This is a genomic window from Paraburkholderia phenazinium, from assembly GCF_900142845.1.
Taxonomy (GTDB): domain Bacteria; phylum Pseudomonadota; class Gammaproteobacteria; order Burkholderiales; family Burkholderiaceae; genus Paraburkholderia; species Paraburkholderia phenazinium_A.
Genome location: NZ_FSRU01000002.1, coordinates 525,864 through 543,755, shown reverse-complemented (window position 1 = coordinate 543,755; position 17,892 = coordinate 525,864). Strand labels below are relative to the sequence as shown.

The window sequence follows — 17,892 nt, the reverse complement described above, 5'->3', positions numbered from 1 at the left end:
CTGAGAGCGGCAAGTGGGGTCCGCAGCGGCACCCGGCGACGCCGGGGAAGCCTTGGTCGGTCAGACGTCGTCGTCGGGTGTCCGGCTGTCGGATTGCACGGCATCAAATCACAACGCGGCGATAAGGGCAGTGTGCCCCTATCGCCGCGTTTTTTTATCACAATTACATCAAGCAGCCCCGCCGGCGCGCGCCAGACGGCGCACGCGCCTTGCCCGCTCAGTATTTATCGAAGATCGCCTGCAGCGCCACCGCTCCCGTGCCGCCGGCCGCGAGGGCCAGCATCAGCAGCACGCGCGCCTTGTACGGATTGAGCGAACCGGCCGTGACAAAGCCGAGCGCATCGTCCGGCGCCGCGCCGTTGCGCATCACATGGCCCGAGCCGACCCGCGACGAACGCACCACCACCACGCCCTGCGTCACAGCATCGGCAAGCGCCTGTTGCACCGACGCATGGATCGAGCCGTTGCCCGTGCCGGCCACGACGATGCCGCGCACGCCCGCCGCCACCAGCGCATCGACGGCGATCCGCGAAGCCCCCGCATAACTCGTGACGATCTCGACATTGGGCCACTTGGCGCCGATCACAAATTCCGTATCGACGGTATGCGGACGCACGACCTTACGCTGGAATTCGACGCGACCGTCCTGCACCCAGCCCAGCGCGCCGATTTCCAGAGACTGGAACGCATCGACCGCGTAGGTGCTGGTCTTGACGACGTCGCGCGCGCTATGAATGCGGTTGTTGAACGCGACCAGCACGCCCTGCCCGTGCGCCGCCGCGCTGGCGGCGACCGTCACGGCGTTGAGCAGATTCAGCGGGCCATCCGCGGAAAGCGCCGACGAGGGCCGCATCGACGCGGTCAGCACGACCGGCTTGGTCCCTTTGACGGTCAGATGCAGCAGGTAGGCGGTTTCTTCGAGCGTATCGGTGCCGTGGGTAATTACCACGCCGTCGATCTCGTCGCTTGCCAGCAGCGCGTTGACGCGTTGCGCGAGCGTGGTCCAGAGCGCGAGCGCCATGTCCTTGCTATCGATGCTGGCAATCTGCTCAGGCTGGATCTGCGCAACGCCCGACAGCGCCGGCACCGCCTCGAGCAGACGGTCGACGCCGACCACGCCGGCCTGATAACCGGAAGTATTGGTGACGTCGGCGGCGGAGCCGGCAATCGTGCCGCCCGTCGCCAGCACGGCGATACGCGGCAGCGCATGCGCCGCCGGCGTTCCCGAAGAGGAGGAAGTCAAAGTATTCATGGCGGCGATTGTAAGCGATGCGCCGCCCGCCGCCATCAATCCACTGCGCGCAACTGGGCGGCGATATCCGCTTCCTTCAGCTGCGGTGCGAACATTTCCAGCAGACGATACGCATAGGCCCGCAGGAACGCGCCCTTGCGCAAGCCGACGCGAGTCGTACTCGCCTCGAACAGATGCTGCGTATCGAGCGCGACCAGTTCCGTATCGCGCTTCGGATCGTAGGCCATCGCCGCCACCACGCCAATGCCCATGCCGAGTTCGACGTAGGTCTTGATCACGTCCGCGTCGATGGCGGTCAGCACGACGTCGGGCAGCGCCCCCGCCTTGGCGAACGCCTGGTCGATATGCGAGCGGCCGGTGAAATCCTGATCGTAGGTCACGATCGGAAACTCGGCGATCTCATCGAGCGTCAGGTTCTCGCGGCCCACCAGCGGATGGCCCTTCGGCACCACCACCACGTGGTGCCACGAATAGCACGGGAACGTGACGATGTCCGGGAAGCGGTCGAGCGCTTCGGTCGAGATGCCGATATCCGCTTCGCCGTTGATGATCATCTGCGCGATCTGCTGCGGACTGCCCTGGCGCAGCGCCAGATGGACCTTCGGAAATACCTCAGTGAACTGGCGGATCACCTTGGGCAAGGCGTAGCGCGCCTGCGTGTGGGTGGTGGCCACCACCAGGTGACCACTGTCCTGGTCCGCATACTGGCGTGCGACGCGGCGCAGGTTTTCCGCGTCGAGCAGCATCCGTTCGATCAACTGATGCACCGCCTTGCCCGGCTCGGTCAAGCCGGTGAGACGCTTGCCGCGACGGATGAAGATATCGACGCCGAGTTCGTCCTCGAGGTCCTTGATCTGTTTGGACACGCCCGACTGCGATGTGTACAGCACGTTCGCGACTTCGGTCAGGTTCATGTTCTGGCGCACGGCCTCGCGCACAAAGCGTAGTTGCTGAAAGTTCATCTGTATGTCTCCGGTTCAGCCAGACTCAAGTTATGCAATATAGGTTAACCGGGCTGTTTCAATGCGCCGGAAAGACGCGCAACGCGCGCGGCACCGCCGTCACGCCGTCGCCGACCGCCAGTTGCAGCGCCCGCCACGCTTCGCGATCCAGTTCCGCTTCGAGTACGTTGCCCTCGCGCCCGGCGAGTTCGACGCGCACCGAACCGCCCAGCGTCACGACACGCCGCACATCGACCACGATGCCGTCGCGATGCCCCGAGGCCTGCGGATACAGTTGCAGGTCATGCGGACGCACATACGCGAACGCCGGGCCTTCGAAACCGGCCGTCGCCACCACCGGCAACGCGGCGCCGTCCACCACGAAACCGTGTTGATCCACCTTGCCGTGCAGCCGGTTGGCCGCGCCGAGAAACTCGTAGACAAACGAGGTCTGCGGATGATCGTACACGTCCTGCGGACTGCCCACCTGCTCCACATGGCCGCGATTCAATACGACGATGCGGTCGGCCACCTCGAGCGCTTCTTCCTGGTCGTGCGTCACGAAGATCGTCGAAATATGCAGATCGTCGTGCAGGCGGCGCAACCAGCTGCGCAGTTCCTTGCGGACCTTCGCGTCCAGCGCGCCGAACGGTTCGTCCAGCAGCAACACCTTGGGCTCGACGGCGAGCGCACGCGCCAATGCAATCCGCTGCCGCTGCCCGCCCGACAGTTCCGACGGATAGCGTTGCGCCAGCCAGTCCAGTTGCACGAGCTTCAGCAACTCATGCACCTTCTCGCGGATCACCGCCTCCGACGGCCGCTCCTTGCGCGGTTTCACACGCAGGCCGAAGGCGACGTTCTCGAACACGGTCATATGACGGAACAGCGCGTAATGCTGGAACACGAAACCGACCTGGCGTTCGCGTGCGCCCACCGTCGCGACATCCTGTCCTTGTAACACGACCTGACCCGAGTCCGCATATTCGAGGCCGGCAATCACGCGCAACAGCGTGGTCTTGCCACAACCCGACGGTCCGAGCAGCGCCACCAGTTCGCCCGGCGGAAAGTCGAGCGAGACGTTATCGAGCGCGGTGAAATCGCCGAAGCGCTTCTGCAGGTTACGAACGGTGATGCCCATTGATTACGCTCCAGTCGGCTGCGAGGTGGCGGGACCGGCATGCGCGGGCACGTCGCGCGCAGCCGCCAGTTCCGCGGACAGATGACGCTCGGCAAGCAGCTTGAGGCCGAGCGTCACGAGCGCGAGCAGCGCAAGCAACGAGGCCACGGCAAACGCCGCCGAGAAGTTGTATTCGTTGTAGAGGATTTCGACATGCAGCGGGATCGTGTCCGTCTGGCCGCGAATATGGCCCGAGACCACCGAGACCGCGCCGAACTCGCCCATTGCCCGCGCGTTGCACAGGATCACGCCGTACAGCAAGCCCCACTTGACGTTCGGCAAGGTGACGCGGCGGAACGTCTGCCAGCCGGATGCGCCGAGCACGTGAGCGGCTTCCTCTTCATCGTTGCCCTGGGCCTGCATCAGCGGAATCAGCTCACGCGCGACAAACGGGAACGTCACGAAGATCGTCGCGAGCACGATGCCCGGCACCGCGAAGATGATCTGCACGTTGTGATCCTGCAGCCACGGGCCGAACCAGCCTTGCGCGCCGAACAGCAGCACATAGACGAGACCGGAGACCACCGGCGAGACGGAGAACGGCAGGTCGATCAGCGTGGTCAGCAGCGCCTTGCCCTTGAATTCGAACTTCGCGATGCACCAGGACGCGGCGAGCCCGAACACCAGGTTCAAGGGCACGGCGATCGCGGCGGTCAGCAGCGTCAGCTTGATGGCGGAAACGGCGTCGGGATCGGCGAGCGCTTCGAAATAGAAGCCCACGCCTTTGCTCAACGCCTGATAGAACACCGCGATGAGCGGCACCACCAGAAACAGCGCGAGAAACAATAGCGCGATCCCCGTCAACACCCAGCGCACGAGGCGTGGTTCGGTGACGGGATCGGCGCGGCGGGCCGCGTTCGAAGCGGCGCGCTGTACAGGCGGCAGCGGCGGCGGCAGCGCAGCGGAATCGTGGCTCATTGCAGACCTCCTGCGGTGCCTGTCGTAACCGTTGCGGCGGTCGCAATGGGCAGCGCCGGCGCGGCCGCGCCGCGGCGCGTGCGACGCTGCAGATACCACTGCAGCGTGTTGATCAAAAGCAGCATCAGGAACGACACCACCAGCATCACGACGGCGAGCGCGGTGGCCCCGGCATAGTCGTACTGTTCGAGCTTGGTGATGATGAGCAGCGAAGTGATCTCCGATTTCATCGGCACGTTGCCGGCAATGAAAATCACCGAGCCGTATTCGCCCAGCGCCCGCGCGAAGGCCAACGCGAAACCGGTCAGCAGCGCCGGCAATACCGCGGGCAACACGACGCGGCGAAACGTCAGCCAGCGCGATGCGCCGAGGCACGCCGCAGCCTCTTCCTGCTCGCGTTCGAATTCTTCCAGCACCGGCTGCACAGTGCGCACCACGAACGGCAAGCCGATAAAGGTCAACGCCACCAGCACGCCGGCCGGCGTAAACGCGATCTTGATGCCGAGCGGCTCGAGAAACTGGCCGATCCAGCCGTTGCCCGCATACACCGCCGCGAGCGAAATGCCCGCCACCGAGGTGGGCAACGCAAACGGCAGATCGACGACGGCGTCCACCAGACGCTTGAACGGAAACTTATAGCGCACCAGCACCCAGGCGACCAGAAAGCCGAACACCGCGTTGATCAGCGCGCCGCCGAGCGCCGAGAAAAACGTCAGCCGGTACGAGGCCAGCACGCGCGGCGAGGCGACCGCGCGCACGAACTGGGCCCAGTCGAGCGAAGCCGTCTTGAGAAAGGTCGCCGCGAGCGGAATCAGCACCACGAGGCTCAGATACGCCACCGTGATGCCGAGCGTCAGGCCGAAGCCGGGTAACGCGCTGGGCTTGCGGAAGGTCAACGTCGTCATGCGGAATGCTCTTTCAGGGTGAAAACCACGGCGGCCACTGTCGGCCCAACACGTCGCCGATACGTGGCCTAAACACGTGAACAAAAGGCACGCCACATGTGGCGTGCCGGATTGCGTCCTGCGGATTGCGCTTTACTGCGGCGAGTAGATCGAATCGAACACGCCGCCATCCGCAAAGTGCGTCTTCTGCGCATTCGCCCAGCCGCCGAACGAGTCGTCCACCGTGTACAGCTTCAGCTTCGGAAACTTCGCGGTCAAAGCCGCCGGCACCTTGTCCGAACGCGGACGGTAGAAGTTCTCCGCGGCGATCTCCTGGCCCTGCTCGCTATACAGGAAGTTCAGATACGCCTCGGCCAGCTTGCGGGTGCCGTGCCTGTCCACCACCTTGTCGACCACCGCCACCGGCGGCTCGGCCAGAATGCTCACCGACGGCACCACGATCTCGAACTTGTCCGGACCGAATTCCTTCAACGACAGGAATGCTTCGTTCTCCCACGCAATCAGCACATCGCCGATACCGCGCTGCACGAAGCTCGTGGTCGCCCCCCGCGCGCCCGAGTCGAGCACGCCGGCGTTCTTATAGAGCTTCGAGACGAAGTCCTTGGCTTTCTGGTCGTTGCCGCCCGGCTGATGCTCGGCGTAGGCCCAGGCCGCCAGATAGTTCCAGCGCGCGCCGCCCGAGGTCTTCGGGTTCGGCGTGACGATCGACACGCCCGGCTTCACCAGGTCGTCCCAGTCCTTGATGTGCTTCGGGTTGCCCTTGCGCACCAGAAACACGATGGTCGAGGTGTACGGCGCCGCGTTGTCCGGCAGGCGCTTTTGCCAGTTCTTGTCGACGATGCCCTTGCTGGCGAGCGCGTCGATGTCGTAAGCGAGTGCGAGCGTGACGACGTCCGCCTGCAGGCCGTCGAGCACCGAGCGCGCCTGCGCGCCCGAGCCGCCGTGCGACTGCTTGAAGGTGACGGTCTCGCCGGTCTGCGCCTTCCATTCCTTGCCGAATGCCTGGTTGACCTGCTGGTACAGCTCGCGTGTCGGGTCATAGGACACGTTGAGCAGCGTCGTGTCCGCTGCAGCCGTCTGGGCCACCAGGCCGAGTGCCGCTGCGGCGCCCAGCGCCAGCACCGTGATGAGTTTCCTGGTCTTGCCTGCGAGCCCCGTGCCCTGATCGATCATCCAGCTTCTCCGCGTCGTGGTTGGTTGGGACTGCGCGTCCCGTGTTCTATGCAGCGAGTGGAGGCCAGTCTATCGAAGGGCTTTCATCATTAAAAATAATGTTTCTTCATTTTTTAATACTCAAAAGTGGTAATGACAGCCAGACGCGGCGTTGTGGCACGAAAACGGCCGTTAAGACGCCCCAAAGCGACGCCACAACGACACCCAGGGACACGAACTTAAAGTAAAGCTTGAATTGCGCCGAATACTGTATAAAAATACAGTCACCTGTCTATCCATACAGTGGCGCCATGACCAAACTCACCGCACGACAGCAAGAAGTTTTCGATCTGATCCGCCGGGCTATCGAACGCACCGGCTTTCCGCCCACCCGCGCGGAGATCGCCGCCGAACTGGGTTTCAGCTCGGCCAACTCGGCGGAGGAGCACCTGCGGGCGCTGGCCCGCAAGGGCGTGATCGAACTCGCGGCGGGCGCTTCGCGCGGCATCCGGCTGCTGCTGGCCGGTAATGACGACGCGCCGCATCAGTTCACGCTGCCGCACGCCAGCATCATGCAGTTGTCGCTGCCCCTGATCGGCCGGGTGGCAGCAGGTAGCCCGATCCTCGCGCAGGAACACATCTCGCAGCATTACGCCTGCGACCCGGCGCTGTTTTCGAGCAAGCCGGACTATCTGCTGAAGGTACGCGGGCTGTCCATGCGGGACGCCGGCATCTTCGACGGCGACCTGCTCGCCGTGCAGAAGAAAAGCGAAGCAAAAGACGGCCAGATCATCGTTGCGCGACTCGGCGACGACGTGACGGTCAAGCGTCTCAAGCGGCGGCCGAACGGTATCGAGCTGATCGCCGAGAACCCCGATTACGACAACATCTTCGTTCAGGCCGGCAGTGCGGAATTCGCATTGGAAGGCATTGCGGTGGGGCTGATCCGCCCCACCGAATTCTGAACCCTGCTGCCCTGAATCAAGCCTGGAGAGACTCATGGAACGCCTTGCCCGCCTGCTGCCCTTCCGCCAGTTCGGTCGCCTGCGCCACTTGCGCAGCCTGGTGCCCTGCGCACCGATCGAGGCATCCAGTGCCACGGCTTCGTTATTCGACGTCGAGGAGCCGCGCACCTCAACCTTGCCGTCGGCGCTGCCGGCCTTCGCACGGGTGTCGCTGAATTCGGGGCTGAATACGGCGGAACCGGCCCGGCGCGCGCCGGTGCGGGTCTACCACGGGCCGTCGCGGCTCATTATGGTCGGCACCGTCGACGCGGTGTGCCGGATGATCGACCGTTGCATCGCCGAAGAACGCGCCGGCTTGCAGAACGCGCTGTTCGAGTAAGGGCGTGCGTGTGGGGGATCAGGTGGAACTTGCGGGATCGTTTTGCCGCGGTTGCGGTCCACGTTAGATCCCCTCTAACGGAGAATCTCGTCCGATGGCTGTTCCAACACCTGCAAAACGCGGCTTTGTCCGGCCGCTGATCGTTGTTCTGGTTGTGATCGTGATCGTCGCCGTGCTGGGGTATGGCTATGCGTCGCCCTACCTCGCGCTCGATCGTCTGAAGCGCGCGGCCGACGCGCGTGATGCGCAGACCGTCAGCGAGTACGTGGACTATCCGGCGTTACGCGAAAGCCTGAAGGAACAGGTTTCGGGCTTGCTGACGCGTCGGCTCGAAGCGCGGGCGAACGGCAATCCGCTTGCGGCCATTGGGGCAATGATCGGCGTGGCGTTGATTGGTCCGTTAGTGGATGCCTATGCCACGCCGGATGGCGTGGCTGCGCTGCTGAACGGCATGCCGCCACGCGGCGATCTCACCCAGCGTCCGCCTGCGCCACCGGATCTGGCGAGCAATGCGCCCGGCACCGGCGCGGCGGATTCAACGCCGGCGCCTGCGGTGCCTGCGCCGGCCGCCACAGCGCCGGCCACAGCAACCACCGCCGCGCCGCCGCAGCCGCCGCAAACCACGGCCGGCTATCGCGGCATCAACGAATTCGCCGTGACGTATCAGCATGGCGTCGGCGACGCGCGCTATGCCGCGATTCTGCGACGCGAAGGGCTATTTTCGTGGAAGCTCGCGGCGGTCGATCTGAACGCCAACTGAACGAATCAGGCCGCAGCGGCCGCTTGCTGCTGCTCCTGCACCGACGAGCACGCCACCAGGATGCTGCACGAGATCCGGTCGAGTAAAGGCGTATTGCCCGCCCCCATCCACCAGCGCGACAGGCCAGTGCGGCAGCGATGGCCGACCACCACGAGATCCACTTGCAGATCGTTGGCGAGGTTGGCGATTTCGTCGATCGGATGGCCGAACGCAAAGTGACCTTGCGCCGTCACACCGCGCTCGGTAAGCCAGTCCACGCCTTCCTGGAGGATATCGCGGGCGGTCTTCTCGAAGCTGCCGCAGGCCACATCGGTCAATAGTCCTGCGCTCTGCGCGATGCTCGAGCGCATGTCCACGACCGACAACAGATGCGTTTCCGCCTTGAGGTCCAGCGCCAGATCGGCGCCGCAACGTAGTGCCTTGCGGCCTTCGCGCGAGCCGTCGTAGCACAGCAGGATTTTCTGGTAGCTCGCCATGTGGTTCTCCCTACCGCGTTGATCGCGGTTCTGTCCTGAATCATGGTGCGCCGCAATTCAGCTTGCAAGGGATGGAAAACGCTAACTAAGCATCAACGCGACACCCGTTGCATGACAGCCGCTTCGCACGTCATGCCGCAGCGCAAGAACCGCACCCCGGCAGTGCACGGATGCCAACAGCAAGGCGCCAATGCCCTAGAATGGGCAGCCTTACCGGCCGTTCACGTCTTTCGGAATCCCTATCGACCCATGTCTGAAGCCGCCATCGAATTCCTGCAAGTCCACAAGCGCTATGCCGGTAAAACCGTCGTCGACGGTCTGTCGTTCCACGTCCGGCGAGGCGAGTGTTTTGGCCTGCTCGGCCCGAACGGCGCCGGCAAGACCACTACGCTGCGTATGCTGCTCGGCATTGCGGCGCCGGACGCCGGCACGATCCGCCTGTGCGGCGAGCCGATTCCGGCGCGCGCCCGCTTCGCGCGGGCGCGTGTCGGCGTGGTGCCGCAGTTCGACAATCTCGATCCGGACTTCACGGTGCGCGAGAACCTGCTGGTGTTCGGCCGCTACTTCGGCCTGAGCGCGGCGCAGGCCCGCGCCATGGTGCCGTCGCTGCTCGAATTCGCCCGCCTCGAAAGCAAGGCGGATGCGCGGGTCGGCGAACTGTCCGGCGGCATGAAGCGGCGTTTGACGCTGGCCCGCGCGCTCGTCAACGACCCGGACGTGCTGATCCTCGACGAGCCCACCACCGGGCTCGACCCGCAAGCGCGCCATCTGATCTGGGAGCGGCTGCGCTCGCTGCTCGTGCGCGGCAAAACCATTCTTTTGACCACGCACTTCATGGAAGAAGCGGAGCGGCTCTGTCACCGCCTATGCGTGATCGAGGAAGGACGAAAGATCGCGGAGGGCGCGCCGAATGAACTGATCGCCTCGGAGATCGGCTGCGACGTGATCGAAATCTACGGACCGGATCCGCTCGCCTTGCGCGACGAACTGGCGCCGCTCGCGGAACGCACCGAGATCAGCGGCGAGACGCTGTTCTGCTACGTCACCGAGGCGGAACCGGTGCATGCGCGCCTCAAGGAACGCTCGGATCTGCGCTATCTGCACCGGCCAGCCAATCTTGAAGACGTGTTCCTGCGACTCACGGGCCGCGAAATGCAGGACTAGCGGCGCCACGGCACACACAACCGCAAGCACAACCACGCGCATCCACGCCTGAAACCGCACCCCAAACCCAGCCTGCCTCGACACCCACCCGCCATGGACGCACGCACCTACGACACCCCCAGCCAGGCCGCCCCGGCCAGCGAGCCGTTCGCCGCCCTGCCGGCCAATGCCGTCAACTGGATCGCCGTGTGGCGCCGCAATTATCTGGTGTGGCGCAAGCTGGCGCTGGCGTCGATGTTCGGCAACCTCGCCGATCCGATGATTTATCTGTTCGGGCTGGGCTTCGGCATGGGCTTGATGGTCGGGCATGTCGACGGCGTGTCGTATATCGCCTTTCTCGCCACCGGCACGGTGGCCTCGAGCGTGATGATGTCGGCCAGTTTCGAAGCGATGTACTCGGGGTTTTCGCGCATGCACGTGCAGCGCACGTGGGAAGGCATCATGCACACGCCGCTGACGTTGGGCGATATCGTGCTCGGCGAAGTGATGTGGGCAGGCAGCAAGTCGATGCTGTCCGGCGTGGCCATCATGCTGGTGGCCGGTGCGCTCGGCTATGCGAACTTCCCGTCGATGCTGCTGGCGCTGCCCGTCATCGCGCTGACCGGACTCGCGTTTGCCAGTGTGGCGATGATCGTGACGGCACTCGCGCCGTCGTACGATTTCTTCATGTTCTATCAGACGCTTGTACTCACGCCGATGCTGCTGCTCTCCGGCGTGTTCTTTCCGATCGCGCAGTTGCCGCCCATCGCCCGGCACGTGACGCAGGTGCTGCCGCTCGCGAATGCGGTCGATCTGATCCGGCCGGCGATGCTCGGCCGGCCGCTCGACCACGTAGCGCTGCACGTCGCCGTGCTGGTCGCCTATGTGGTCGTGCCGTTCTGCATCGCGGCCGTGCTGTTCCGCCGCCGGATGATGCGGTAAGGCGCACCGGGAGCGTGCTCAGTCCTCGTCATCCGTCCAGGGAATATCGACGTCGGAGATGAACGCGACCGTCGCGAACGGGCCGCCTTCCTGACGCCCGACCTTGCCGTCCGCGCGCTGCCACTCGACGCGAAACAGCGTGCCCGGATCGTCGGCAATCAGGCGTACCGTACGCACCTCGTCGGGATCGGACTCTTCCACTGGGCCATCGAGCGACACCAGCAGTTCCTGTGGCCACAGACCGTCGGCGGGATCGTAGATGCGATCGCCGTCGGGGATCAGCGTGAAGGCTTCCACGCCGATCGTCGCCGAGGCTTCAATGATCATTTTGCCCAGGGCGCGCAGCAGCGCAGTGGCCCGCGCCGAGTTCGCCTGGCGGATCGCGAGGTCCCCGCGCGTCAGCGCCTGTTCAAGTTTCGGATTTGTCTTTTGTTGCGCCATTCGATTTCCTGATTGCAATCGCTCGAGTGTATGCGGCGGCTCGCCTAAGCCGGTGTCGCCTGTACCCAACCTGCAAAGGGGCACGCCGCCTGTGATTTTTTTCGGGCTGAATCGTACCACTGGTGGGCATCCCAGCCGCATCGAACGTGACAGCCGTTCGATCCCGACGCCCCCAGTTCCCCAGTTTAGGTCGTGATTCGACAACTGGCAGCGAGATTTCTCAGGCGAGGCGGTCCAGCTCACAGATGCCGTGCACCGCTTCAGAAGCCGAGCGCGACGGCCAGTCCGCCGCTCACCACCCCGAACAGCACCACCGACACCGCCACCAGCGTCAGGAGACGCGGCCGGAACGAGCGGGCCAGCATTGCCAGCGATGGCACGCTGATCGGCGGCAGGGTCATCAGCAGCGCGCCGGCGGGACCGACGCCCATGCCGAGCGAGAGCATGGCCTGAATGATCGGCACCTCGCCCGCGGTGGGGATCACAAACAGCATGCCGGCGACCGCCAGCGCCACGATCCAGCCAAACTGGTTGCCGATCTCCGGGCCGACGTGCGGAAACAGCCACGCGCGCGCCGCGCCGAGCAGCAGGATCAGCACGATGTATTCGGGAATCAGGCGCGCCGCCATGCGGGCAAACAGGCTGAGCCAGCGGACGAACGCGTTGCCGCGCGCCTGCTCCTGCAGTGCAGCAAGCTGCGCCAGTTGCGCGTCGGCGGCCTCGGCCTCCTTAGGGGTGACGAGCCGGTTCACCAGGTAGCCCAGACCGAACACCATCAGCACGCCCAGCACGAGGCGCAGTGCTGCCCAGTTCCAGCCGAGTACGAAACCCATAAATACGAGCGTGGCCGGATTGAGCACCGAGTTGCCGAGCCAGAAGGCAATCGCCCCGCCCGGCGAGGCCTGCCGCTGCCGCAAGCCGACCACCACCGGCGCCGCGCAGCAGGTGCACATCATGCCGGGAATCGCCAGCAGGCCGCCGGCCGCGACGCTGCCGAAGCTGGTCTTGCCGAGCACCCGGGCGATCCATTGCACGGGCAACAGGACCTGTACGGCCGAACCGAGCACGAGACCCAGCACCATTGCCTGCCAGATCGCCTTGCCGTAGGCCAGCGCATAACCGAGCGCGGCCGCCAGCGACGGGGCGGGCGGGCTCGCGTCGGTCCCCATCAGAATCGACTTGCCGATCGAATGCGTCTCAGCGGCCGTGAAGGCGCGGTGGTAGTACGGAAACCACTTCACATAAAAAAGGCCGGCGACGGCGACCAGCAGAAAGATCAGCCATCCGGCTGCGGGTTGAGTCTGGCGTGTGGTGTTCATCGTTATGATCTTTTGGAGTTTGAAACTCGGACGTCGGAGCAGGAGGCGTCTACCGGCCCCTCTGCCTGCGCAAGACTCGCCAGCAGCGCCGCGGCCTGCTCGACGCTGTCGGCCGCGTTCGGCCTGAAACTGAAATGCAGCGCCTCGCCCAGGCGGCTGAAATGCTGCCGGCTGCTGCGCTGATACGCGGGATCGTAGTGCCGCTCGATCAGTTCGCCGAACAGTTCGGCACGCGCCGCCGCGGCGTCTGCGTCACGCGCGCCGTCTGGGCCAGGCCCACTGCTGCCTGCGTCGATCAACTGCTGCCAATGCTTTACCTGTTCGCGGCTATGCAGTCCGATCAAACGCTCGAGCTGATGCTTGAACGAATCCGGCTGGTCGAACAGATGCGCATAGTCCTGCAGCAAAAACGTGATGCGCTCGGCGTGCGTGGCTTCGACTTCCACACAGGCGCCGCCGTGAAAACGCTCGAGCAGCGTCTGCGGCAACGTGATCGCGCCGATGCGCCGGCTCTCCGCTTCGACGAACACCGGACGCCGCACGTCGAAGTGCGACAACGCGCCGATCAGCGCCGTATCGAAGGCCTTTTGCGCCGGTTGCGGCTGATCCGGCAACGCGCCGAGCAGCGAGCCGCGATGGCAGGCCAGCGCCTCCAGATCGAGCACCTGGGCGCCCGCCTCGCGCAACGCCTGCAAGAGCCGGGTCTTGCCGCTCCCGGTATGGCCGATCAGCGCGACATAGTCGAACTGGCCCGGCAAACTCGCGAGCGCGGTGACCACGGAGCCGCGGTAAGCCTTGTAGCCGCCGTCGAGCTGACGCGCCTGCCAGCCGATCAGGTTGAGCCACGTCGTCATCGAACCGGAGCGCTTGCCGCCGCGCCAGCAATAGATCAGCGGACGCCAGTTGCGCGGACGCCCGGCGAAGGTGGTCTCGAGGTGCTGCGCGATATTGCGCGCCACCATCGCCGCGCCGACCCGCGTCGCCTCGAAGGGCGACACCTGTTTGTACATGGTGCCGACGATCACGCGCTCCTCGTTGCTCAGCACCGGCGCGTTGATCGCACCGGGAATGTGATCTTCGGCAAACTCGAGCGGCGTGCGCACGTCGACGATCTCGTCGAAGCGCGTCAGTTGATCGAGGGACACCAGCAGGTTTTTCAAGGGGACGACGCACGAAGAAAGGCTGCTTTCGAATGAAATAGCCGGAATGAACGGAACGGTGACAGCGGTTAAGCCGAATTATGGCATGGGGTAGCGTCACTTCGGCTGCGGCGCCCGGATCGCAGCAATCAGGAAATCGCGGAACGCCCGCACCGAAGCCGGCAGTTCGCGCCCGGCCATGGTCTGCACCTGAATGCTGCGCTGGCGCATCTGCGGATGACTGAGCGCGATCACCACGAAGCCGTCGGCGGCGTAACGATCGCGCACCGACAGCAACCCCGTGAACATGATCGCGCCGGATTGCTGTGCGTAGCGGTACATCGCGCCACTGTTGTTGCTGGTCAGGTCCGGTTCGAGCAGCAGCCCTTCGAGCGCGCAGGTGATGTCGATCAATTGCCGGATGGTCGTGCCTGCTTCCGGCAGCACCAGCGGATAGCGCTGCAGATCGGCCAGCGAAACCTTGGCGCGCGCCGCGAGCGGATGATCGGCCCGCATCAGCGCGAACACCGGGGCCCGCTCCGTGTGCTCGACCTTGACGCCCTTTTCAGGTGCGAGGCTGAAGGTCAGGGCAAGGTCGGCGTCGCCGTCGCGCACCCGCCGCGTCGCTTCGCCGGGCGTCAGGACCGCGAGGTTGAAGTCGATCCCTGGGTGTTTGAGGCGGAAGCCGGCCATCGCGGTCGGCAGGAAGTCCGAGGCGAACCCTTCGGAGCTGACGATCTTGAGCATGCTGCCGTGCAAGGCATCGAGCCCACCGATCTCCTTCATCACATGTTCGGCTTCCAGCAGGCTGCGCTGCGCGTAGGCGAGCAGGCGCTCGCCCGCTTCGGACAGCGCCATGCCGCGCGGCCGCCGTTCGAACAGCGGTGCGCCGATCTCCGACTCGAGCCGCGCGACCTGCCGGCTGATCGCCGAGACCGCCACGTGCAGGCGCACCGACGCCTCGCTGATCGAACCGGTGCGCGCCACCTCGACGAAATAGCGCAAGGCAATGCCATGCAGGGAAAGGGCCATGGAACGGAGTCTCGCAGAGGTCGTTCGAGCTTTGCCTTTTCGGCAACGCAAGCTTCGAAATACGATCATTGTGACAAAAAAAACGGCCTCCTAGAATCGATCGCAAGTCACCCTTCCTCTACCGCCCCATCCCGGAGACCACCTTGACCCGCAATCAGGCCATCGAGCACGCGACACATCACTTCGAGTCGGGTGCCTTTCTCACCGACCTCAACCGCCGCGTCGGCTTTCGCACCGAGAGCCAGGACGCGGGCCGCGCCGCCACCCTGCTCGCCTACCTGACCGATGAGATCGTCCCCGAGGCCGGGCGGCTCGGCTTCGAGACGCGCATCGTCGACAACCCGGTAGCGGGCGCCGGTCCTCTCCTGATCGCCACGCGGCATGAAAGCGACGACCTGCCGACCGTGCTGATCTACGGCCACGGCGACGTGGTGCGCGGCTACGACAACCAGTGGCGCGAAGCACTGTCGCCGTGGGAAGTGAAAATAGAAGGCGAGCGCTGGTACGGCCGCGGCACCGCCGACAACAAGGGGCAGCACAGCATCAATCTCGCGGCGCTCGCCAGCGTGCTCGCCACACGCGGCGGCACACTCGGTTTCAATGCCAAGCTACTGATCGAAATGGGCGAGGAGACCGGCTCGCCGGGACTCGACGCAATCTGTCATACGTATCGGGACGCGCTCGCCGCCGACGTATTGATCGCCTCCGACGGACCGCGTCTCGCCGCACGGCGTCCCACCGTGTTTCTCGGCTCGCGCGGCTCGGTGAATTTCCAGCTCGCCCTGAACCTGCGCGACGGCGCGCATCACTCGGGCAACTGGGGCGGCCTGCTGCGCAATCCGGCCACCGTGCTCGCCAATGCGCTGGCGAGCCTCGTCGACGCGCGCGGCGTGATCGCCGTCGCCGGTCTGCGCCCGCCGCCGATTCCCGAGGCGGTGCGCCGGGCGCTCGCCGATATCACAGTCGGCGGCGGTCCGGGCGACCCCGCCGTCGACGACAACTGGGGCGAGCCCGGGCTCACGCCGGCAGAGCGCGTGTTCGGCTGGAACAGCTTCGAAGTGCTGGCCTTCAAGGCGGGCAACCCCGAGAACCCGGTCAATGCGATTCCTGCGTCCGCCTTCGCACACTGCCAGTTGCGCTTCGTGGTGGGCACCGACTGGCAGCATCTCGCCCAGCACCTGCGCACCCATCTGGACGCGCACGGCTTCACGATGGTCGAGTTGACGGTCGAGCGCGGCGCGCCGGCGACGCGTCTCGATCCCGAGGACCCGTGGGTCACGTGGGCGATCGCGTCGCTCGAGCAGACCACCGGTAGAAAGACAGCAGTCCTGCCGAACCTCGGCGGCACGCTGCCGAACGAAGTGTTCGCCGACACGCTCGGCCTGCCGACCATCTGGGTGCCGCATTCGTATCCGGCCTGCTCGCAGCATGCGCCGAACGAACATCTGCTCGGACCCGTCGTTCGTGAAGGATTGCAGATCATGGCGGGGCTCTTCTGGGACCTCGGCGAGAACGCACCCAAAGCGCTTGCCGCCGGCGCCTGACGCGCGGTTGCTGGTCGCCTGAAAACCGCCGCGTCGCCGGCGGTCCACCCCATGCCGTCACGAGAGCCGATCACGATGAGCACGCCCGCCCTGCAAGCTAACGCCCTGCGCCCCTCTGCCGCCAAGGTCCACCGCATCATCCTCGCGGCGTCGATCGGCAACGCGCTCGAATGGTTCGATCTGGTGGTCTACGGTTTCTTTGCGGTGACGATCGCCAAGCTGTTCTTTCCGGCGCGCACCGAATCGATCTCGCTGATGCTCACGCTCGGCACCTTCGGCATCTCGTACCTCGTGCGGCCGCTGGGCGGCTTCGTACTCGGCTCGCTGGCCGATCGCGCCGGACGCAAGGCGTCGCTGCTGCTGTCCATCGGTCTGATGATGATCGGCACCCTGACGATCGCGATCATGCCGGCCTATGCCTCGATCGGCGTGTGGGCGCCGATCGGCATTTTGCTGTCGCGTCTGCTGCAGGGCTTTTCCGCCGGCGGCGAGTTCGGCTGCTCGACCGCCTTTCTGGTCGAACACGCGCCCGAGCGGCGCGGCTTCATGGGCAGTTGGCAATTCGCGAGCCAGGGACTCGCGACGCTGCTCGCCTCCGCCTTCGGCGCCTTGCTGACGAGCCAGCTTTCGATGGCGCAGCTCGAAGCATGGGGCTGGCGCATCCCGTTCCTGTTCGGCCTCGCGATCGGGCCGGTCGGTTTCTATATCCGCAAATACGTCGACGAAGGCGCGGAGTTCGACAAGGAAGAAAAGACCCACACGCCAGTGCGCGATCTGTTCGTGACGCAAAAGATGCGCATGCTGCTGGCGGTGGGCGCGCTCGTCATTTCGACGGCGGCCAACTACATGATCCTGTACATGCCGACCTATGCGATCAAGCAGCTGCATCTGCCCGCCGCGACGGGCTTTGCCGCGACGCTCGCGACCGGTCTCGTGCTGACCGTGCTCACGCCCTTCGTCGGACACTGGTCCGATACCGCGGGGCGCGTGCGGATCATGGCGGTTGCGGCGCTGCTGATGCTGGCGACGGTATATCCGACTTTCGTGTACATGAACGTGCACCCGTCGTTTGCGACGATGCTGGTGGCGATGATCTGGATCGGCGCGTTAAAGGCCGCGTATTTCGGTGCCCTGCCGGCGTTGATGTCGGAGATCTTTCCGACCCGCACCCGTGCGACGGGACTCGCCGTCAGCTACAACATCGGCGTCACGGTGTTCGGCGGCTTCGCGCCGCTCATCATCACGTGGTTGATCGCCGCGAGCGGCAATAAGCTCGCGCCGGGTTTCTATCTGATGTTTTGCGCGGTGCTGAGTCTTATCGCACTGTACGCGGTGCGAGTGAAACTCGCGATTCGCTGAGCGCGAGCCCGGTGCATACGCAACCGGGCTCGTCTGTCTCCGCCGAGA

The 17,892-nt window shown here is 65.1% G+C and carries 18 protein-coding genes; 7 read left to right on the top strand and 11 right to left on the bottom strand.

Going from position 1 to position 17,892, the window contains the following annotated elements:
- Positions 1 to 217 precede the first annotated feature (217 nt).
- The 6 genes from BUS12_RS19545 to BUS12_RS19520 form a co-directional block, all read right to left on the bottom strand.
- On the bottom strand, positions 218 to 1,252 hold the full coding sequence (locus BUS12_RS19545; protein ID WP_074301590.1) for an asparaginase: 1,035 nt from the start codon (positions 1,250 to 1,252) through the stop codon (positions 218 to 220).
- Between the two features lie 35 nt (positions 1,253 to 1,287).
- Complete coding sequence (locus BUS12_RS19540; protein ID WP_074298426.1) at positions 1,288 to 2,214, bottom strand: CysB family HTH-type transcriptional regulator; 927 nt, start codon at positions 2,212 to 2,214, stop codon at positions 1,288 to 1,290.
- A gap of 58 nt (positions 2,215 to 2,272) precedes the next feature.
- A complete protein-coding gene (locus BUS12_RS19535; protein WP_074298424.1) occupies positions 2,273 to 3,331 on the bottom strand; it encodes a sulfate/molybdate ABC transporter ATP-binding protein in 1,059 nt (352 codons plus the stop codon).
- 3 nt (positions 3,332 to 3,334) lie between these two features.
- Positions 3,335 to 4,288, bottom strand: coding sequence for a sulfate ABC transporter permease subunit CysW (gene cysW, locus BUS12_RS19530; RefSeq protein WP_074298422.1), 954 nt, complete (start codon positions 4,286 to 4,288; stop codon positions 3,335 to 3,337).
- On the bottom strand, positions 4,285 to 5,193 hold the full coding sequence (gene cysT / locus BUS12_RS19525; protein ID WP_074298420.1) for a sulfate ABC transporter permease subunit CysT: 909 nt from the start codon (positions 5,191 to 5,193) through the stop codon (positions 4,285 to 4,287). The genes cysW and cysT overlap by 4 nt, the downstream gene beginning before the upstream one ends.
- A gap of 132 nt (positions 5,194 to 5,325) precedes the next feature.
- Complete coding sequence (locus BUS12_RS19520; protein WP_074298418.1) at positions 5,326 to 6,366, bottom strand: sulfate ABC transporter substrate-binding protein; 1,041 nt, start codon at positions 6,364 to 6,366, stop codon at positions 5,326 to 5,328.
- Between the two features lie 290 nt (positions 6,367 to 6,656).
- Between BUS12_RS19520 and lexA the strand changes: the two genes are divergently transcribed.
- The 3 genes from lexA (at position 6,657) to BUS12_RS19505 (ending at position 8,449) form a co-directional block, all read left to right on the top strand.
- Positions 6,657 to 7,310, top strand: coding sequence for a transcriptional repressor LexA (lexA, locus tag BUS12_RS19515; protein WP_074298416.1), 654 nt, complete (start codon positions 6,657 to 6,659; stop codon positions 7,308 to 7,310).
- A gap of 34 nt (positions 7,311 to 7,344) precedes the next feature.
- Positions 7,345 to 7,689, top strand: a complete 345-nt coding sequence (locus BUS12_RS19510) for a hypothetical protein (protein WP_074298414.1) — start codon at positions 7,345 to 7,347, stop codon at positions 7,687 to 7,689.
- Between the two features lie 94 nt (positions 7,690 to 7,783).
- Positions 7,784 to 8,449, top strand: coding sequence for a DUF2939 domain-containing protein (locus BUS12_RS19505; protein WP_074298412.1), 666 nt, complete (start codon positions 7,784 to 7,786; stop codon positions 8,447 to 8,449).
- A gap of 5 nt (positions 8,450 to 8,454) precedes the next feature.
- Here BUS12_RS19505 and BUS12_RS19500 read toward each other — a convergent pair whose 3' ends face one another.
- Positions 8,455 to 8,925 carry a universal stress protein gene (locus BUS12_RS19500; RefSeq protein WP_074298411.1) on the bottom strand — a complete coding sequence of 157 codons (471 nt, stop codon included), beginning with the start codon at positions 8,923 to 8,925 and terminating at the stop codon, positions 8,455 to 8,457.
- 249 nt (positions 8,926 to 9,174) lie between these two features.
- Here BUS12_RS19500 and nodI point away from each other — a divergent pair, with 249 nt between their 5' ends.
- Together nodI and BUS12_RS19490 are read left to right on the top strand one after the other, a co-directional pair.
- Positions 9,175 to 10,089, top strand: coding sequence for a nodulation factor ABC transporter ATP-binding protein NodI (nodI, locus tag BUS12_RS19495; protein WP_074298409.1), 915 nt, complete (start codon positions 9,175 to 9,177; stop codon positions 10,087 to 10,089).
- Positions 10,090 to 10,182: 93 nt separating this feature from the next.
- Positions 10,183 to 11,010 carry an ABC transporter permease gene (locus BUS12_RS19490; RefSeq protein ID WP_074298407.1) on the top strand — a complete coding sequence of 276 codons (828 nt, stop codon included), beginning with the start codon at positions 10,183 to 10,185 and terminating at the stop codon, positions 11,008 to 11,010.
- Between the two features lie 18 nt (positions 11,011 to 11,028).
- On the opposite strand, the gene BUS12_RS19485 is transcribed toward BUS12_RS19490, so the two are convergent.
- The 4 genes from BUS12_RS19485 to BUS12_RS19470 form a co-directional block, all read right to left on the bottom strand.
- Entirely contained in the window at positions 11,029 to 11,451 is a 423-nt protein-coding gene (locus BUS12_RS19485; RefSeq protein ID WP_074298404.1) for a hypothetical protein, read from the bottom strand.
- Between the two features lie 260 nt (positions 11,452 to 11,711).
- Complete coding sequence (locus BUS12_RS19480; protein ID WP_074298403.1) at positions 11,712 to 12,770, bottom strand: permease; 1,059 nt, start codon at positions 12,768 to 12,770, stop codon at positions 11,712 to 11,714.
- 2 nt (positions 12,771 to 12,772) lie between these two features.
- Positions 12,773 to 13,930 carry a tRNA 2-selenouridine(34) synthase MnmH gene (gene mnmH, locus BUS12_RS19475; protein WP_074298401.1) on the bottom strand — a complete coding sequence of 386 codons (1,158 nt, stop codon included), beginning with the start codon at positions 13,928 to 13,930 and terminating at the stop codon, positions 12,773 to 12,775.
- Positions 13,931 to 14,026: 96 nt separating this feature from the next.
- Positions 14,027 to 14,941, bottom strand: a complete 915-nt coding sequence (locus BUS12_RS19470; RefSeq protein WP_074298399.1) for a LysR family transcriptional regulator — start codon at positions 14,939 to 14,941, stop codon at positions 14,027 to 14,029.
- 143 nt (positions 14,942 to 15,084) lie between these two features.
- On the opposite strand from BUS12_RS19470, the gene BUS12_RS19465 reads away from it, so the two are divergent.
- Complete coding sequence (locus BUS12_RS19465; protein ID WP_074298397.1) at positions 15,085 to 16,485, top strand: M20 family metallopeptidase; 1,401 nt, start codon at positions 15,085 to 15,087, stop codon at positions 16,483 to 16,485.
- Between the two features lie 75 nt (positions 16,486 to 16,560).
- Positions 16,561 to 17,844, top strand: a complete 1,284-nt coding sequence (locus tag BUS12_RS19460; protein ID WP_074298394.1) for an MFS transporter — start codon at positions 16,561 to 16,563, stop codon at positions 17,842 to 17,844.
- The last annotated feature ends 48 nt before the right edge of the window (positions 17,845 to 17,892 follow it).

Excerpts from the sequence above, each read along its gene's own strand:
- BUS12_RS19535 (WP_074298424.1), bottom strand. The coding sequence starts at position 3,331 with ATGGGCATCACCGTTCGTAACCTGCAGAAGCGCTTCGGCGATTTCACC.
- BUS12_RS19540 (WP_074298426.1), bottom strand. The coding sequence starts at position 2,214 with ATGAACTTTCAGCAACTACGCTTTGTGCGCGAGGCCGTGCGCCAGAAC.
- BUS12_RS19520 (WP_074298418.1), bottom strand. The coding sequence starts at position 6,366 with ATGATCGATCAGGGCACGGGGCTCGCAGGCAAGACCAGGAAACTCATC.
- BUS12_RS19485 (WP_074298404.1), bottom strand. The coding sequence starts at position 11,451 with ATGGCGCAACAAAAGACAAATCCGAAACTTGAACAGGCGCTGACGCGC.
- BUS12_RS19490 (WP_074298407.1), top strand. The coding sequence starts at position 10,183 with ATGGACGCACGCACCTACGACACCCCCAGCCAGGCCGCCCCGGCCAGC.
- BUS12_RS19505 (WP_074298412.1), top strand. The coding sequence starts at position 7,784 with ATGGCTGTTCCAACACCTGCAAAACGCGGCTTTGTCCGGCCGCTGATC.
- BUS12_RS19510 (WP_074298414.1), top strand. The coding sequence starts at position 7,345 with ATGGAACGCCTTGCCCGCCTGCTGCCCTTCCGCCAGTTCGGTCGCCTG.
- lexA (WP_074298416.1), top strand. The coding sequence starts at position 6,657 with ATGACCAAACTCACCGCACGACAGCAAGAAGTTTTCGATCTGATCCGC.
- BUS12_RS19545 (WP_074301590.1), bottom strand. The coding sequence starts at position 1,252 with ATGAATACTTTGACTTCCTCCTCTTCGGGAACGCCGGCGGCGCATGCG.
- cysW (WP_074298422.1), bottom strand. The coding sequence starts at position 4,288 with ATGAGCCACGATTCCGCTGCGCTGCCGCCGCCGCTGCCGCCTGTACAG.
- BUS12_RS19500 (WP_074298411.1), bottom strand. The coding sequence starts at position 8,925 with ATGGCGAGCTACCAGAAAATCCTGCTGTGCTACGACGGCTCGCGCGAA.
- cysT (WP_074298420.1), bottom strand. The coding sequence starts at position 5,193 with ATGACGACGTTGACCTTCCGCAAGCCCAGCGCGTTACCCGGCTTCGGC.
- BUS12_RS19470 (WP_074298399.1), bottom strand. The coding sequence starts at position 14,941 with ATGGCCCTTTCCCTGCATGGCATTGCCTTGCGCTATTTCGTCGAGGTG.
- nodI (WP_074298409.1), top strand. The coding sequence starts at position 9,175 with ATGTCTGAAGCCGCCATCGAATTCCTGCAAGTCCACAAGCGCTATGCC.
- BUS12_RS19460 (WP_074298394.1), top strand. The coding sequence starts at position 16,561 with ATGAGCACGCCCGCCCTGCAAGCTAACGCCCTGCGCCCCTCTGCCGCC.
- BUS12_RS19480 (WP_074298403.1), bottom strand. The coding sequence starts at position 12,770 with ATGAACACCACACGCCAGACTCAACCCGCAGCCGGATGGCTGATCTTT.